11 protein-coding genes and 1 pseudogene are annotated in these 17,778 nt (G+C 67.7%); 10 read left to right on the top strand and 2 right to left on the bottom strand.

Translation table 11 applies throughout. From position 1 onward, the window contains the following. Positions 1–127: 127 nt before the first annotated feature. Positions 128–682 carry an arylesterase gene (locus tag AC1U7O_RS13345; RefSeq protein WP_479895288.1) on the top strand — a complete coding sequence of 185 codons (555 nt, stop codon included), beginning with the start codon at positions 128–130 and terminating at the stop codon, positions 680–682. 91 nt (positions 683–773) lie between these two features. On the opposite strand, the gene AC1U7O_RS13340 is transcribed toward AC1U7O_RS13345, so the two are convergent. After that, a complete protein-coding gene (locus AC1U7O_RS13340; protein WP_479895287.1) occupies positions 774–956 on the bottom strand; it encodes a hypothetical protein in 183 nt (60 codons plus the stop codon). A gap of 330 nt (positions 957–1,286) precedes the next feature. Between AC1U7O_RS13340 and AC1U7O_RS13335 the strand changes: the two genes are divergently transcribed. The 9 genes from AC1U7O_RS13335 to AC1U7O_RS13295 all read left to right on the top strand — a co-directional run bounded on the left by AC1U7O_RS13335 (position 1,287) and on the right by AC1U7O_RS13295 (position 15,803). Beyond that, on the top strand, positions 1,287–1,499 hold the full coding sequence (locus AC1U7O_RS13335; protein ID WP_479895286.1) for a hypothetical protein: 213 nt from the start codon (positions 1,287–1,289) through the stop codon (positions 1,497–1,499). Between the two features lie 151 nt (positions 1,500–1,650). Then, on the top strand, positions 1,651–2,268 hold the full coding sequence (locus AC1U7O_RS13330) for a hypothetical protein (protein ID WP_479895285.1): 618 nt from the start codon (positions 1,651–1,653) through the stop codon (positions 2,266–2,268). Between the two features lie 10 nt (positions 2,269–2,278). After that, positions 2,279–3,454, top strand: coding sequence for a L,D-transpeptidase family protein (locus tag AC1U7O_RS13325; RefSeq protein WP_479895284.1), 1,176 nt, complete (start codon positions 2,279–2,281; stop codon positions 3,452–3,454). Between the two features lie 20 nt (positions 3,455–3,474). After that, positions 3,475–4,119 (top strand): L,D-transpeptidase, encoded by a 645-nt coding sequence (locus tag AC1U7O_RS13320; protein ID WP_479895283.1) that lies wholly within the window; start codon positions 3,475–3,477, stop codon positions 4,117–4,119. 83 nt (positions 4,120–4,202) lie between these two features. Further along, positions 4,203–4,820 (top strand): hypothetical protein, encoded by a 618-nt coding sequence (locus AC1U7O_RS13315; protein ID WP_479895282.1) that lies wholly within the window; start codon positions 4,203–4,205, stop codon positions 4,818–4,820. A gap of 304 nt (positions 4,821–5,124) precedes the next feature. Continuing rightward, positions 5,125–12,834 carry an RHS repeat-associated core domain-containing protein gene (locus AC1U7O_RS13310; RefSeq protein WP_479895280.1) on the top strand — a complete coding sequence of 2,570 codons (7,710 nt, stop codon included), beginning with the start codon at positions 5,125–5,127 and terminating at the stop codon, positions 12,832–12,834. 429 nt (positions 12,835–13,263) lie between these two features. Then, entirely contained in the window at positions 13,264–14,112 is an 849-nt protein-coding gene (locus AC1U7O_RS13305; RefSeq protein WP_479895279.1) for an RHS repeat-associated core domain-containing protein, read from the top strand. 673 nt (positions 14,113–14,785) lie between these two features. Continuing rightward, on the top strand, positions 14,786–15,289 hold the full coding sequence (locus AC1U7O_RS13300) for an IS630 family transposase (RefSeq protein WP_479895278.1): 504 nt from the start codon (positions 14,786–14,788) through the stop codon (positions 15,287–15,289). Beyond that, positions 15,273–15,803, top strand: a complete 531-nt coding sequence (locus AC1U7O_RS13295) for a transposase (protein WP_479895476.1) — start codon at positions 15,273–15,275, stop codon at positions 15,801–15,803. Before AC1U7O_RS13300 ends, AC1U7O_RS13295 begins: the two co-directional genes overlap by 17 nt. 810 nt (positions 15,804–16,613) lie before the next feature. Here AC1U7O_RS13295 and AC1U7O_RS13290 read toward each other — a convergent pair. Continuing rightward, positions 16,614–17,721: pseudogene (locus tag AC1U7O_RS13290) on the bottom strand (IS3 family transposase). Positions 17,722–17,778: the final 57 nt, after the last annotated feature.

Here is a 17,778-nt window from a genome sequence, read left to right as displayed (position 1 = left end):
CCCAACCGACGAGTCGGCCCCCGCGCCGACAAGCGCTCCCTTAAAAAACCAAGAAGGCCGGAGTTCGCTGGCCGAGCCGACGGAGGCCCCAGATCGCCTGCAGCCCGCCGAGGGCCGTCCGCGGATCGTGGCGTTCGGCGACAGCCTGACGGCGGGGCTGGGCGTGGCGGCCGAAGACACGTACCCGGCGCAGTTGCAGCGCCGGCTGAACCAAGCCGGCTACCGCTACGAGGTCGTCAACGCGGGTGTCAGCGGCGAGACGACCGCCGGAGGGCTGCGCCGCGTGGACTGGGTGCTCAAGAGCCGACCCGCCCTCGTCATCGTGGAGCTGGGCGCGAACGACGGCCTGCGCGGGCTGAGCCTCGACGCCACGAGGACGAACCTAGATGAGATCGTCGGGCGCCTGCGGGCGGCCGGCGTGACCGTGGTCCTGGCGGGCATGAAACTCCCGCCCAATTACGGCAGGGACTACATCGGCCAATTCGAAGGGATCTATCCGGACCTGGCCCGCCGCCACGGGGTGGCGCTGATGCCCTTCTTTCTGGAGGGGGTCGCGGCCCAGCCGGCCCTGAACCAGCCGGACGGCATCCATCCGACCGCCCAAGGCTACAAGCTGATCGTGGATCGGCTGTGGCCGATCCTGGAGCCGCTGCTGACGAAGGAGGCGGCGCGAAAGACCTGAGGGGACGCCGCGGAAAACGAAGGGGCCGCGCGTCACGCCTTGGTTCAGGCGACGCGCGGCCCCCGCTGCGCCGGTTCTGCCATCGAAGTCGTCAGGACTTCTTGATGAAGGTGTCGTACACTCCGTAGCCCAGGATCAGGCCGATCAGCGTGTAGTACATGTAAGAGATGCCGGAATAATCCGGAGCTCCCCCCTTCGGCTCGTTGGCCAGGGCGACCGCCGCCGTGGCCAGGACAGGAACCATCGCCGCCAGAACGCTCAGCACTCTTCTCATCGCCGCAACCTCCTTGGCTGGGCCCGGCCGCTTTCCTGGACCGGGCAAACGGGGCGGATTCTACTGGATGTCCATCGACTCGCGCAACCCAATCCTTGGGCAACGTCACCGCCGAGGGAGAAGGGCCCCCCTGGGGCGTTTTGGCAGGGGCTCAACCAGTCCGCCACAGTGCCCCAGCTTTTCCCCATCCAAGTCGGCATCAGAACAGATTGAAATCGCCCGGTTCTCCCATGGAAAGTACAGCGACCATCGTGGAACAGCTCTTGCTTGGCAGCCCGCCTGCACCGACGAGGTGCAGATATCCCCCCTTGGAAAGGAGGTGAATACCCCATGACGAAGATGTTGCTCTCCATGACGGCGTTGGCGATGACCCTGGGCTTCTCAACGGTCGTGCTGGCCGGCGACAAGCCGGCGGCTCCGGCGGCTCCGGCGGCCCCGGCCGCGGCGGCTCCGGCCGCTCCCGCGCAGCCTGAGGCGAAGGACGCGAAGAAGGACGCGCCCAAGGCCGAGAAGAAGGACAAGAAGAAGGCCGACAAGAAGTAATCCGGCGTAGCCCGAGGACGGGGCCCTTCGGGCCGGCCGACGCCGGCTCGAAGGGGCCCCGGACCCGGTCGCAGTCGGCGGCATTCCGACAGTGCTTCCGCCGATCCTGGCTCACACCCAGCCACCACAGCCGAGAGAAGGAGACCCCCTGATGAAACGATTGCTGCTGTTCGCATTGGCCCCCGTCGTGCTCCTCGCCGCCTGCGCGAAGGCCCCCACGGAAAAGGTCACCGCCGCCGAGAAGGCGGTCGAAGAGGCCAAGACCGCCGGCGCGCCGACCTACCTGGCGGAGGACTTCGCCAAGCTCGACGGGACGCTCGCGAACGCGAAGAAGGAGATCGCCGAGCAAGACGGGAAGTTTGCGTTGCTGCGCGACTACGGCAAGGCCGAGCAGCTCCTCGCCTCCGTCCAGACGGACGCCGGCCGCGTGGCGACCGAGGCCGCGAAGAAGAAGGAAGAGGCCAAGCAGGCCGCGGTGAAGGCGCAGCAGGCGGCGCAGGAGTCGGTGAAGGCCGCGCAGGAGCTGGTCGCCAAGGCGCCGGTCGGCAAGGATCGCGCGGCGCTCGAGGCGATCAAGGCCGACGCGGAGGGGTTGACGGCCTCCCTGGCCGACGTGCAAACTGCGCTCGACAAGGAAGACTACCTGGGTGCCCAGGCGAAGGCCAAGGCCATCCAGGACAAGAGCCAGGCCCTGTCCGCCGAGATCGAGAGCGCCCTCGCCAAGGTCAAGGGCGGGAAGGGCACGCCGGCTCCCAAGAAGAAGTCGTGACGAAGCCGTGATGACGCACTCCTGGCGATCGGGCCGGCCGGTGTTCGGGGCGGGGCTGCTCCTGTGGGCCGCCGCGTCGGCCTGCGTTCAGCAGCCCCCGCCCGATCTCCTCCAAGCCATCGAGGCCCTGGACCGCCGGCTCGTGGCGGTCCAGGGCGCGGAGTTCGCGCCGGAGGAGTACGCGCAGTTCGTCGAGCAGTGGGTGGCGATGCGGGGCCGGCTGATGTCCGAGGAGGACGTGATCCGCTGGCCCTGGGAGCCCAACACCCTCCTCGCGGACCTGCACCGCATCAAGGAACAGGGAGACCGCGCGGCCGCGATCGCGGCGGAGCGCAAGGAACGGGAGCGGCTGGCCGCCGAGGAGCTGATCCAGGCGCTCGAACGACGGCTGGCCCTGTTCACGGAGAACGTCACCGCGATCGGCGGGCGCGTGGTCCTCGGCCGACGGCCGGTCGAGACGGACCTCCTCGTCAAGCAGGCCCGCTCCCACTTGGAGCAGGGGCAGTTCGCGCGGGCCCTGCAGATCGGCCGGCGGGCGGACGAGCTGCTGGACGCCCAGATCGACTTCCTGGCCGACCAGCTCGGACACTACGCGGACGAGCGGCAGGTGGCCGCCTGGAGCCGCATGGCTCGCAGGACGATCGAATGGTCGCGCGCACACCGCGCCACGGCCATCCTCGTCAGCAAGGCCGACCGGCGGCTGACCATCTACCGGAACGGCCGCGCCGTCGCCTCCTACCCGGCCCAGTTCGGTTTCAACGGGGTAATGGAAAAACGGTACCAGGGCGACGGAGCCACGCCGGAGGGTTACTACCGCGTCGCTCGGAAGAAGGACCGCGGGGACACCCTGTTCCACCGGGCGCTCTTACTGGACTACCCCAACGCCGAGGACCGCCGCCGGTTCAAGGTCGCGCGCACCTCGGGGCGGCTGCCCCGGCAGGCCAGCATCGGCGGCGAGATCGAGATCCACGGCACCGGCGACCTCCAGCTCAGCCAGACGATGGGCTGCGTGATGCTGGACGACCACGACATGGACGCCGTCTTTGCCGCCGTGGCCGCCGGCACGCCGGTGACGATCGTCGGCGCGACGGCGCGCGACAACGCGGTGGCCGCGGCCCTGGCGGAGTTGGAGCGGGAGAGCCACCGCACGGGCCGGCGCGGCTCCCCCGGCGCGCAGAAGGTCTGACCCGTCACGGAGGAGCCCCGATGTCGCAGCCCCCGGCGATGGTGTGGGGAAGGCGCCTGGGCCTGGCCGCGCTCCTGGCCGCGATCGGCTTCCTCGCCGCCCCCGCCTCACAGAGCGGCGACCTGCGGGAGGATGGGCCGCCCGCCGGGGTCCAGCCCGACCCGCCGGCCCACCGCGCCCGCCTCGCGTCCCTCCAGCGACAGCTCGCCCAGCAGGCGCCGGGCGGGATCTACATCGTGGTGGACACGGCGCGCAACCGGCTCTACGTCAAGCGACGCGACGAGACCCTCCTGACCGCCGTCGCCTCCACCGGCAGCGGCACGATTCTCGACCATCCCGGCCGTCCCGGCACCCAGTGGATCTTCGACACGCCCCGCGGCGTCTTCTTCATTCAGTCGCGCCTGACCAACCCCGTCTGGGTCAAGCCGGACTGGGCTTTCCTCGAAGAAGGCCTGGAGGTGCCGAAGGACCAGGCCGATCGCGTCGAATCCGGCATCCTCGGGGAATATGCCCTCGGCTTCGGGAAGGGCTACTTCATCCACGGCACCCTCTACACGCGCTTGTTGGGACGCAACGTGACCCATGGCTGCATCCGCCTGAACGACGAGGACCTGCGCACCGTGTACCGGCTGGCGAAGGTCGGAACCCCGCTGCTGATCTTCTAGCCGTTTCCCGCATGCCCCTTCCTCACCCGCCCTTCCGACGAGCCCGGCCGCGCCGGGCCCGACCCGGACGCCTCGGCCTGTGCGTGGTCTTGGCGTGGGCGCTCGCGTCCCTCGCCGCGTGCGAAGGGGAACCGGCGCCGGACCGCGACCCCGACCGGTCCGGAGCCGCGGCGATTCAGGCCGACACCCGCCTGCTCGAGCAGGAACTCCCCCTCGCGGCCGGCTCCCAGATCTACCTGCTCGTGGACCTCGCCGAGGGAGCCATCCTCATCAAGGGACGGGGGCTCGAATTGCACCGGCTCCCGATCCTCTCCTGGCGCGGCGCGGCCGACGGGTCGCCGGCGTCGCCCTTCCGCCTGCGCATGCGCCCGCCCGTGATCCGGCCCAAGGCGGCCGGCGGACCCGACGCCGAGCTCGACCCCATCGAGCTGGAAGACATGCCCGCGGCCTACGAGCTGCAGTTCGATCCCCCCTTGGTCATCGCGGTGTCGCCGCCGCCGCGCGAGAGCTTCTGGCTCTGGAGCAAGAGCCTGCTCGTGGAAGCCTGGGGCCGCCTCTCGGCCGGCGCCACCACGCTGACCGGCGGCGAGCCGGTCCCGCCCAGGCTGCGGCTCGCCCTGTCGCGCGAGGATGCCCGGTCGCTCGCCTGGGCCGTCACCGAATCCATGCCCCTGCTCATCCGCCGCCCCGGCCCGCGCTGAGCGGCAGCGCCGCCGCCTTTCACGTCACGCCTGAGTCAGTTCACCTGGTGTGGCGTCCCGTCATTCAGTTCGTCATTCCGGCCGAGGCCGCTGCGCGGCCGCGAGCCGGAACCCAGCGTCGTAGCACGATCGTGGATGCCGGCGTCCGCCGGCATGACGAGGCCACGCACGTGTGGGACGCCGCACTGGGACACATCGTCCCGCCGCCAAGTTGGGGACATTAGCGCTGCCTCTCAATTGACCTTTTGTCGGCCCGCCGCGTTTCCGGTATAGCAGGCGCCGCCCACGTGAGGGGAGCGCCCCGATGTCCTGCCGGGATCAGCCGCCGCGCCGTGTCGGGATCGTTCGACGCCTCTGGTCCATCGCGCTGCTCCTCCTCGCTTTTCCGGCCGCACCGGTCGTCGCCGCCCCCCAGTCCCGACCGGTCTTCGAGGAAGAGCGCTTCGACCGCACCGGCGGCGCGCCGAACGCCTACGACCGTGCCTTCTTCGTGCCCGCCTCCGTCGGCCCGCCCTTCACCCTGCGGATCGTCAACGGCGCGACGGACCGTCGGGGGCGCGGCAGCCTCGACGGGGCGGTGTCCAGCGGCCGCGTGTGGGTGGACGGGGTCGAGGTCGTCTCGCCCGGCGCCTTCTCCAAGACGACGGCGACGATCGAGCGGTCGCTGCCCCTCGCGCCGGGCCCGCACAGCCTGACCGTCGAGCTGGCCGGCAAGCCGGGCAGCTTTCTCCGGCTCTCGATCGCCGGCACGATCGCGCTCGACGACCTCACCGAGCCGCGCGCCGGCCATAGCGCCACTCTGCTGCCCGACGGCCGCATCCTCCTCACCGGCGGACTGTCGGCAGGCCCAGGCCCCGAGCCCCTCGCGACGGCGGAGCGGTTCGACGGCGTGACGCTCCGGAGCCGGGCCCTGGACCTCTCCCTGCTCACCGCCCGCCGGGCCCATCGCGTCACTCTGCTGCCGGATGCCTCGTTCCTGGTCACCGGCGGGGAAGATGCCGTCGGGCCGCTGTCCTCGGCCGAGCACCTGCGCCGCGACTTGGGCGCGGCCGACCCCCTGCCCGCCGCCCTGCACCATGCGCGCGCCGGCCACACGGCCACGGTGCTGCCCGACGGCCGCGTCCTGCTGCTGGGCGGGCTCGATGTCTCGCACTTCGCCCTGACGGAAGCCGAGCACCTCGACGCCCGGCCGGACCCTCTCAGCGGCGCCCTCTTCGATCCCCGGGCCGGCACCTTCACGCCCCTGCCGGAGGCGCTGCAGGTCCCCCGCACGGCCCACACGGCGACACTCCTGCCCGACGGCCTGGTGCTCGTCGCCGGCGGGCGGAACGCAGAGGGCGAGCTGGCCTCGGCCGAGCTGTTCGACCCCGCGACCGGCCACAGCACGCCGCTGGCCTCGCCGCTGACGACGCCCCGCGCCGGCCACGCCGCGCTGCTCCAGCCGGACGGCTCGGTCCTGCTGATCGGCGGCCGGCAGGGCGGGACCTGGCTCGGCTCCCTGGAAGTCTTCCTCCCCGCCCGCCGGAGCTTCGCTCCCGTCGCCGCGATGCTGCGCGTCCCGCGCGCCCGCCACACGGCCACGCGACTGCCGAATGGAGAAATCCTGGTGGCCGGCGGGGAGGGCGCGGGCGGGGTCCTGTCCCATACCGAGCTGCTCGGCCCGCCGCCGCCCGATGCGGCGTCCCCAAAGGTCCAGGCCATCAGTCCCGCCCCGGACACCCTGTTTGTCCCGCGTAACCCCCTCGTCACCGTGCTCGTCTCCGAGCCGCTGCGTCCGGCGAGCGTCACGCCAATGACGGTCATGCTCACCGGCCCCGGCGGGCCGGTCCCGAGCTTCGTCGCTCCAGCGGAGGAGGGGTTGCTGGTCATGGTCGCCCCCACCGTCCGGTTGGAGCCGGGCACCACCTATACCCTGTCCCTCAACGGGCTCACGGATGCCGCCGGCAATCCGCTGCCCGAGACCACGAGCCGGTTCACCACGTTCCCCCTGCCGATCATCACCGGCTTGGCCCCGACCGGCGGCCCGCCGGGCAGCGCTGTCACCCTCACCGGCCGGCACCTTGGGTTGGACCCGGTCCACCTGCGCGTCACGCTCGCCGGCCTGCCGGCGGTCGTCACCGACGCGACCGCCACCACGGTGACGGTCCTCATCCCCGAGGCCGCCCAGAGCGGCCCGCTCACCGTGACGACGCCGGGCGGGACCGCGACCAGCACCCAGGTCGTGACGGTCCTGCGGCCGCCGGTCATCACCGGCCTGTCGCCCCTCGCCGGAGCCGTGGGCACGGCCGTCACCGTCGCCGGAAGCCACTTCCTCGGCGTCCAGGCAGTCGCGTTCGGCGGAGTGCCCGCCGCCTTCACGGTCGCGAGCCAGGGGACGCTGACGGCCGTCGTGCCGTCCGGCGCGCGGAGCGGGCCGGTCACCGTGACGACGCCGCAGGGCACGGCGGCGAGCCCTGAGCCCTTCACCGTGCTCAACAGCCCGCCGGCCTTGACGCCCATCGGGAGCCGCGTCGTGCCCCTCGGCACGACCTTGCGCATCACCGTCGGGGCCACCGATCCGGACGGCGATCCCATCGCCTTCGCCGTCACGCCGCTCCCGCTGCCCGCCCACGCCGCGTTCCACAGCCGGACCGGCGAGTTCACCTTCACCCCGGACGCCACGCAGGCGGGAACGTTTACGCTGAGCTTCACGGCGAGCGACGGCGTGCGGGCGGCTTCGGAGACGATCACGATCACCGTCACCGGCACCCCGCCCGGCGGGACGACCGGCGTCGCCGGGCTGGTCACGGACGGCGCGCAGCCGCTCGCCGGCGTACGGGTCATGCTGAAGGCCACCGGCCAGGCCGCCGTCACCGACGCGCAGGGCCGGTTCTTCCTGGCCGGCGTCCCGAGCGGCCGCCAGCAGCTCGTCGTGGACGGCTTCGCCGCCGGCTATGCCATTCTCGTCGCGCCGGTGGACCTGATCCCCGGCGTCACGACCCACCTCGCCGCACCGCTCACCCTGCCGACCATCGACACCGCCCATGCCGTGCCGGTCACGCCCACGGCCGCGACCGTCGTGACCAACCCGGACCTGCCCGGCGTGAGCCTGACGATCCCCGCCGGCACGGCGCGCGGCGCGAACGGCTCGCTCTACAGCGGGACGCTCTCGATCAGTCCCGTCCCGGAATACGGCCGGCCGGAATCGCGGCCGGTGGAGCTGCGGCCGGGCCTGTCGGTCACCATCCAGCCGGCCGGCGTGCGGTTGGACCGGCCCGCGCCGCTCACCCTGCCGAATGTGGACCGGCTGCCGCCGGGCAACGAGCTGGACCTCTGGTCGCTCTCGCCGGACACGGGCACGTTCAACCTTGTCGGCACGATGCGCGTGAGCGACGACGGGGAGCGGCTGGAGACGATCAGCGGCGGCGTGCGCGCGACGGCCTGGCACTTCGCCCTCGCGCCCAACCCGCAGCCGGGCCAGGCCGCGAACGATCAGGCGATCGGCCGGTGCACGACCTGCAAGCTCGGCTCGGAGGCAGACCTGGAGGAAGGCGCGTTGTCGCTGGACCAGGCGATTCCCGGCGTACGGACGCTCGGCGTGGCCCGCGACCTCACGCTCCACTACCGCTCCACCTCGGCGGACGTCCAGCCGATCCTGCCGGTTGATGCCGCGCTGAGCGTCCGCGCCGCCGTGCCGCGAACCTTCTCCGCGCGGCTGACCGTCGGCGGCCTCCAGCAGGGCGACGAGCTGTTCTGGGACGCCGCGGGCCTGCCGGAGGACGCGGATTCGGTGTCGCGGCTGGGCGTTCCCTTCGACGGCTCCGGCCTGCCGACCGGCCGCTATCCCTACGAGCTGATGCTGTTCTCCAACTACCCCTTCTCCAGCATCGGCGGCGCGACGCGGCGCCAGCTCCTGCTGCGCAACGAGCGGCGCAGCCCCTTCGGGGCGGGCTGGACGCTGGCCGGGGTGGACCGGCTCTTCCCCCAGGCGGACGGCTCGGTCGTGCTGGCGGAAGGCGCCGGGGCGACCACGCTCTTCGCCGCGCAATTGGGGCTGATCCAGGCACGGAAGATCACGACGGGCGTGCCCGGCCGTCCGGCCGCCCGCGGTGAGGTCTTCCTCGATCAGACCTTCGACTTCGAGCTGCCGGACGCATTCGAGGTGTGGCTCCTGGGCGAGGCCGGGACTCCGCGGATCGCCCCCACTCAGGTTGACGACCTGCTGGAGCTGACCGTCCTGCGCGCGGACGGGACCAGCGCGAGCTTCCGCCATGATTACAGCAACGGCTGCCGCGTCGTGAGCGAGCTGCCGCCACGGGACCTGACCACGTTGTTCCAGCCGGGGCTCAACCGGGTCACCGTGCGCCTCATCGACGGCTGCGGCGGGGGGCTCGGCAGCAGCGCGATCGTCCTCCTCGCCGATCATCCACCCCAGGAACTCTACAGCGCCACGTTCGAAGCCGGCGCCGGCCCCGAGTGGACACCGGCCGCCGTCGCGCTCACGCCGATCGGCGCCCACCCGTTCCTCGGCGAATTCGGCAACGATCCGGTGCGGCTGACGCTCCGGGACCTTCCGCCCCATCGCGGTCTCCGCCTCGCCTTCGACCTGCTCGTGCTCAAGACCTGGGACGGCGACGGGGCCTTCTGCTGCGGCCCGGACGCCTGGGACCTCCGCGTGGAGGGCGGCGCCACGCTCCTGCAGACGACCTTCAGCACGACGGGGTTCGCCGGCAACAACCAGGCCTACCCGGGTCCCCATCCCACGTCGCGCAACCCCGCCCGCACCGGCGCCGCGGCCAACGACAACTTCGGTTACCTCGGCGGGAACTCGGTCTACCGGATCACCGCGACCGTGCCCCACGTCGCGGAGGAGGTCACGCTCGTCTTCCGCGGAGAGGGCCTGCAGGGCCTCGCGGACGAGAGCTGGGGGCTGGATCGCGTGAAGGTGGGCCTGTTGACCGAGGCGGCGCCCGAGCTCGTCAGCCCGCCCGGCGACTTCTCGACCCTGCGCCGGAACCCCGACGGCACCTTCACCCGGCGGCTCAAGGACGGCACCACCATCCAGTTCGACGCGCAGGGGCTCCAGACCGCCGTCACCGACCGGAACGGCAACCGCACGACCTACGCCTACGACGGCGAGGGCCGGTTGACGACCATCACCGACCCGGCCGGGCAGGTGACCGCGCTCGGCTACAGCGGCGGACGCCTCGCCGCGATCACCGACGCGGCCGGCCGGATCACCCGCTTCGAGCAGGACAGCGACGGCAACCTCGTGGCCGTGACCGACGCCGACGGCAGCCGCCGGGCCTTCACCTACGACGACCGGCACCGGCTGATCCGGCGGACCGACGCCCGCGGGCTGGTCACGCGCTATGAGTACGACCATGCCGGCCGGCTCGCCCGATCGCTCCTGCCCACGGGCGACGTGCGGACCCTCCATCCCGCGCAGATCGCCGCGGTCCCGAACGTGGCCGCGGGCGAGGGCACGGCCGAGCGTCCGGCGCCGCTCGCCCCGCCGACGACCGTCGCCGCCTTCACCGACGGTCGCGGCCACACCAGCCGGTTCCAGCTCGACGCCTTCGGGCGCGTGACGCAGCAGCGGGACGCGCTCGGCCGCCTCACCACGATCGAGCGGGACGCACAGGGCAACCCCACGAGGATCACCCGCCCCAACGGCGCGGTCACCACCATGACCTACGACGCACAGGGCAACCTGCTCACCACAACCGAGCAGGCCATCGCGGCGACGACCACCTTCACCTACGAGCCGAGCTTCAACCAGGTGACTTCCGTCACCGACCCGGAAGGGCGGCGGACGAGCCTCGCCTACGACGGGCACGGCAACCCGATCCGGATCACCGACGCCGCGGCGCAGGCGACCGTCTTCGCGTACGACGGCCGCGGCCTCCTCACCGCCACGACCGACGCGCTGGGACAGACCACGCGCTTCGCCTACGACGACCTGGGCCGCCTCATCGTCACCACCGACCCGCTCGGCCGAGCGACCGGCTTGGCCTACGACGCGGCCGGGAACGTCGCCGCGAGCACCGACGCGCTCGGCCGCGTGACGCGCTTCGACTACGACGCCGCCAACCGCCTGACCCAGGTCATGGACCCGGCGGGCGGCGTCACCCGCTACACCTACGACGGCAACGGCAACCTCGTGAGTGTGGCGGACGCCAAGGGCCAGACGACGACCTTCGCCTACGATGCGCTCAACCGCCTCGCCTCCACGACCGACCCGCTCGGCCACGAGGAGCGCTACGCCTACGACGGCGCGGACAACCTCGTGGAACGCCTGACGCCGAGGGGCGACCGGCTCGCCTTCGCCTACGACGCGGTCGGTCAACTTCGCACGAAATCCTTGCCGGGCGGGCCGGTCACGTCGTACACCTATGATCTCGCGGGCAACCTCACCGGCGTGACCGATCCGGACAGCCGGCTCACCATGACCTACGACCTCGCCAACCGGCTGACCTCCGTCACCACCGCCGGCGCGCCCGCCCAGCCGGCGGTGACCTTGACCTACAGCTACGACAAGAGCGGCAACCGGCTGACGTTGGGTGATCCCACAGGGACGACGCGCTATGCCTACGACGCCCTCAACCGGCTGACGAGCCTCACGAGCCCGGCCGGCGGGTTCGGCCTGACCTACGATGCCCTCTCCCGCCGGACCAGCGTGACGTTCCCGAACGGCGTGCAGACCACGTATGCCTACGACGCGGCGTCGCAGCTCACGCAGATCGTGCGTCAGCGCCTCGCCCCCTCTCCCCCTGCGGGCGAGGGCGGGGGTGAGGGGAGCCTTGGCGCGATCTCCTACGCCTACAACGCCGTCGGCAATCGGACCAGCTTGACCGATCGCCGGGGCGTCCAGAGCTTCGGCTACGACGTCCTCGACCGGCTGATCAGCGCGGCGCACCCCCTGCTGCTCGAACCCCAGACCTTCGCCTACGACCTCGTAGGGAACCGCACGAGCGACGGCGCCCGGCACAACGCCGGCAACCAGCTCACGGAGGACGCCGGCTTCCTCTACGCGTACGACGCGAACGGGAATGTGGCGCGGAAGACGGGCAAGGGCAGCGGGACCATCACGCGCTACCGCTACGATGCGGAGAACCGGCTGGTGATGGTCGAGGAGTTTGCCGCCGGCGCGACGACGCCGTTCGCCACATCGAGCTACCGGTACGACGGCCTGGGGCGCCGCATCGAGAAGGTCGCCAACGGGCAGACGCGGCGCTACGTCTACGACGGCGAGGACATCCTGCTGGAGGCCGACGGCGCAAACGGCTTGCTCGCCCGCTACACGCACGGCCCCGGCTTTGACGAGCCCCTCGCCGTCACCCGCAGCGGCGCGACGTTCTTCTACCACGCCGACGCCCTGGGCACGATCACTGATCTGACCGACGCCACGGGCGCGGTTACCCGGGCTTACGCCCACGACGCCTGGGGGAACATCGTGCAGCAGACCGGGGTGGTGGAGAATCCGTACACCTACACCGGGAGAGAGTTTGATGTAGAGACTGGGCTCTATTATTATCGAGCCAGGTATTATGATCCGCGGATCGGGCGGTTCTTGCAGAAGGATCCGATCGGACTTGCTGGCGGCTTGAATCTGTACCGATCCGTCCTCAATAATCCAATTAACCTGACCGATCCACTGGGGCTTTCTCCTTGCGGTTGCCCATCGTCAGATTTTAAGACGAACTTTGTCAGGAACCTTGGCACGACCAATGAGTTCTTCTATGGCTTCCCAGCGAATTTTACGAGGACCGGAATAGGACTTGCCGTGGGATCGAGCGCGACGGTTTCAAATACGGTTGGAACTGTGACGCTCGGGCAAGCCTTGAAGTCGGTGGTTCTCCAAGGCAGTGGGGTGGCGAACTTACCCTTCGCTAACACGTTAATCTCTGGAGCAATAAATTCGGGTCTGGGTGCGCTCGCAGTCGGCGTCTCTTTGGAAGCAGGGATTATCACAGGATCGGCCATTGATGCGGCCTTAAAGAGTTTCGGGATTGATTTATCAGGATGCGAATAATGCCCGGTCTTTTAATCGAGAAGTCTTGGTTAGGCAGGACGGGCCAGAGTTGGAAGGCGATCACGTTTCTGTTCCTGGCGTTCGCGGATTTGTGTCTGTTTGTGCTGCTGATCTGGCGGATCAATCATCGAGCAAGTCCGTCTACCTTCATTCCCGACGAGGTCACGTTGAGTTTGTCCTTTGTAGGGCTCGGCGCCGTTGCATTCTCCTGGCTCTGGCTGTCCATTCGATGTTCAGACTGCAAGCAGAGCGTGGCCGGCCATATCTTGAAACACTCGCCGGCAAGTAGCTGGTTTACGACGTTGATGACTCTCGCTGAATGCCCCCATTGTGGTTCCTCCGGGGGCAGCAGACATCACCGCTGACTTGTAATGCCCCCCGATTTCAAGCCACCTCGGCTTCTTGTTGAGGACGATGTCCCCCCCTGCTGTGGGTCGGGTCGGTCGCCGATCGTCGTTCCTGGGGCAAAGGTGTGCGTCGACGTTTCAGACGCGGCGCTACGTCTACGACGGCGAAGATGTTCTGCTCGAATACGACGGAACCAATACGCTGCAGGCGAGATATACCCATGGCCCCGGCATCGATGAGCCGCTTGCGGTGACCAAAGGCAGGAGCACCTTCTTCTATCATCAGGATGGATTGGGCTCGGTCACGGACCTGACCGATTCAGCAGGTGTGACGGCGAAGAGCTACAGCTACGACGCGTACGGGAACATCCTCGAATCCCCTGGAACTGTTGATCAGCCGTATACATATACCGGCCGGGAGTTTGACTCAGAAACCGGCCTCTCCTACTACCGGGCGAGGTACTACGAGCCGCGAATCGGGAGATTCCCAGTCAAAGATCCAATCGGATTCAAGGGAGGAGATACCAACCTCTATGGTTACGTGCGGCAGAACCCGGCCAATCGACTTGACCCTTGGGGTCTTGCGGAAACCTACTGTGGCTCAGGTCGCAAGAAGGCTTTTATTCCAGATTCTTGGTGGGGTCAGTATTCTTTCGCCAAAGCGTGCAAGAACCACGATGAATGCTACGACCGTTGCTTTTCAAGTAAGTCAGGGTGCGACCTTCAATTCATTGATGACATGACAAGTGAGTGCAAGAAATTGGCGGGGTACTGGGCGAACGACTGCTACACAACCGCATCCGTCTATTTTAGGGCGGTACAGCGATTTGGTGATGCCCCATTCAAGGACTCGCAGGACAAGTGCTATTGCCCATCGAGAATCGCACGACAGCTTCAACTCGGCGAACTTCGGTCCCCGCTGCTTTATTAGGTAGCCATGAGCGAATCCTTGGACATCGCATTCTTCCTTGTATTAGCCGTCGCCACGAGCGTCGGTTTTCACTGCTTGATTAAAAGCTATCTGTTTGCCTCAGTTTGGTCAGCCGTTGCCGCAACGCTCGCACTCCAGCTCGTGGACTATTTCGAGGCGGGGTCTCTGGATCCCTTCTTTCTTGTCGCCGCGATCATTAGTTGGCTAGTTGCTCTCGGCATCTCCCTCCTAATCGGTTTACCATTCGTCCTCTGCCGTCGTCGCCGCCCACTGTCTCCTTCACCTTCAACACAGGACACTGACGAATGCTAACCCTCCTCGGCCTTTTCTTCCTAACGATAAGCATCCTTGTGTTTTTCAGCGCAACGCGTTTCAGCCTACTAGCTCGACTCGGAATTGCGGTCGCAGTGTTCATCCTGTTGGCAGCAGCGACCGGGATATGGCTGGCCTACCTTGCCAACGACCTGCCTCCTATGCCTGGCACTCACAATCAAGTTGCCCGAGTCAATCCCATTTTTAGCCTGAATCATGCGTGAAGGGTTGATCGCAAGTCATTGGACGCAGCCAGAGATGCGAATGTGCTTGAAGTTATGCCATCCCACTGAACCCTACCAATTATTGGGTTTTGCATAAATAATGGAAAGTCTCAGCCGAGTTTGCTATTCTATGAGGTATGAGACCTCAAGGAACCGCCCAGCAACTGGAGCGGCGACGCCGGCAGGCCATTCGGCTGCTACGGGCGGGCAAGAATCTGTCGGCGGTGGCACGCGCCGTGAGCGCCTCCGTGAGTTCGGTGTTCCGATGGTACGAGACGTACCGACAAACAGGGCTCACGGGGTTGCAGCCGCGACCGACTCCGGGCCGGCCGCCCAAGCTCTCCCTGTCACAGAAAAAGCGCCTGGTCACGGTGCTCCTGAAGGGCCCCCTGGCGGCTGGCTATCGGACGGATCTGTGGACCTTAAACCGCGTGGCCCAGATGATCCGAAAGCAGTTCGGCGTGGCCTATCATCCCTGCCACGTCTGGAAACTCCTGGGCAGCCTCGGATGGAGCTGTCAGAAACCGGAGCGTCGAGCCCTGCAACGGGACGAAGGGGCGATTGCCCATTGGAAGCGTTACCGTTGGCTGCATATAAACAAACGCCGAGCGACGTGGCGCCCATCTGGTCTGCCTCGATGAATCGGGCTTCCTGCTCATCCCCCACGCGGCCCGCACCGGGGCGCCCACAGGGGACACGCCCGTCGTGCACTACCTCTATAAACAGGATCGGCTCTCGGCCATCAGTGCATTGGCCGTGTCGCCCAAGCGCAGACGGCTGGCCCTCTCTCTTCATCTGCGCACCCGCAATCTCACGGGGCTGGACGTCAGAGCCTTCCTGCAACACCTGCTCCGGCATCTGCGGGGGCCGGGGGTCCCGCTGTGGGATCGGGGCCCGATCCATCGCCGCCGCGAAGTCACCCAGTGGATCACCGCGCATCCACGCCGCCACGTGGAAGCGTGCCCGGCCTACGCCCCGGAACTCAATCTGGCGGAATATGTCTGGGCTCAGGCCGACCACGCCCTAGCCAACAGCGCGCCCATGGACTTGCGCCAACTCAACGGGAGGCTCCGAAACTCGGTGCGCCGCATTCATGGATCGCAACCACTCCTGTGGTCCTGTATCCACGCGTCCGATCTGCCGTGGGCACGGTGAACTTTTCCATTATTTATGCAAAGCTCAATAGTATGGGCCTACTTTTGGCTAATCGATTTCCCAGTCTCTCTACTTCATGTTGGGACACTGATGTTTGTCCCGGATATAGATATCGGAGTACTCCCTAGTAGGCTTCGCGACTTTCATAACCTGTTAGTTCCAGCCGTCGTGTATGGGGTGTTAAGCCCGTTGTGGTATTTCGTAGCGCCTGTAGTGGTCAGTCATACCTTGAACTCCATAAAAGGGCGGCCAGCGGGAGAAGGCTCTTAGGCTGTTTCTGTACCGCTCCAATTCTTGGACATGGGGTTGCGGGTATTCACGCCGCTCCTGCGCCGCATGGAGGTCGCAGCGCACCCGGACCGGGTATCCTGCTCCCCTTGAAACCGCGACCACCTCTACGCCCTGGTCCCAGAGGGGCCCCCGGAGATTCTATGAATAGGGCCCCCTTTACGTTGGTCGACAGTCGAGGTACGAAGGCCCGACTGTCAGGGGTGAACCATCACCACCAACGAAAGGGGGCAACCAATGGTGTATGTCGGATTGGATGTCAGTGGCAAGAGCCTGGTGGCGTATGCGGTCAATTGAGCTTCCCCCCATTGTTTGGACAGTTTTTGCCTGAAAATAAGCTAATGAATTTCTGCCTGGCCACCTCCTTTCGTTCCACGGTCTCCGGGCTCCTTCTGTCGGCCTGGAGCGGGGCCGCACGCCCTGGACCGCCGTTTGGGCTGGAGGGCCGATCAAAACATCGCGCCAGGATCGCTTATACGCCACGATCTCGGTCTGGTCCATACCCTGTGGTAGCCCCCCTGCTCACCCGAAATGCACCTCGGCTGGCGTCCGACGCCCCAGGCTCTGGTGGCGCCGTTCGGTGTTGTAGAACGCAAAGTACTGGTGCAACCCGTGCCAGGCCTCCGCACCGTCAGCGTAGTCCCGCAGGTAGATCTCCTCGTACTTCACGCTCCGCCACAGCCGCTCCACGAAGACGTTGTCCAGCGCGCGACCGCGTCCGTCCATGCTGATGCGCACCCCCGCCCCTTCGACACACGCGAGGACCTCTTGGCTGGTGAATTGTGCGCCCTGATCGGTATTCCAGATCTCCGGGCGCCCGCTGGCCAAGGCCCGTTCCAGCGCCTCGACGCAGAAGCGCGCGTCCAAGGTGTTGCCCAACTCCCAGGCCAGCACGTAGCGGCTGAACCAGTCCATGATCGCCACCAGGTACAGGCACCCGCGCCGCAGCGGCACGTATGTGATATCCGCGCCCCACACCTGGTTGGGCCGCACCACATCGAGATTCCGCAGCAAATAGGGGTACGTCCGATGCGCCGGCTGTGGTCGGCTCGTGTGCGGGCCCGGCAGCACCGCCTGCAAGCCCATGACCCGCATCAGCCGCGCCACCCGCTTGTGGTTGACCCCATGGCCCAGGGTCTGCCGCCAATCGGTCATCCGCGGCACCCCGTAAAACGGCCGCTGCACGTACAGCTCATCGATCAGGCGCATCAGTACGAGGTTCTCTGCGCGCTCGGGCACCGGCTCGTAGTAGTACGTCGAGCGGGCCAGTCCCGCCACCGCACACTGCCGCACGATCGACAACGCGCTGGGTCCAGCATCAATCCAGCCTCGTCGGGCCTCCCGCGGCGCGCGTACAGCTTTTTTTTGAGCCACTCCAACTCCATCTTGAGCCGGCCGATCTCCTGGTACAGCGGGGCCGTCAGTTCTTCCTCGCGGCGGACCCCACCCGCCGGCCCTCGCCGAAACACCTCCGGCGCCCCGTCGACCAGTTGTCGTTTCCAATGCGCAATGACCGTCGGGTGGACGCCGTGCGCCGCACTCAATTCACTGAGCGTCCGCACCACCTTGATCGCCTCCATGCCACCCGCGCTTTGAACTCCTCCGAGTGGGTCTTCCGTTTTTGGGTCATGTGCTGTCAATCATCAGCCGAAGTTGACCCTTTTATTCTGATGTGAAATTGCCCCCT

Source organism: Candidatus Nitrospira neuquenensis (assembly GCF_979578155.1).
Note: the sequence above shows the minus strand (reverse complement) of the source record. Positions and strands in the feature narration are given on the sequence as shown.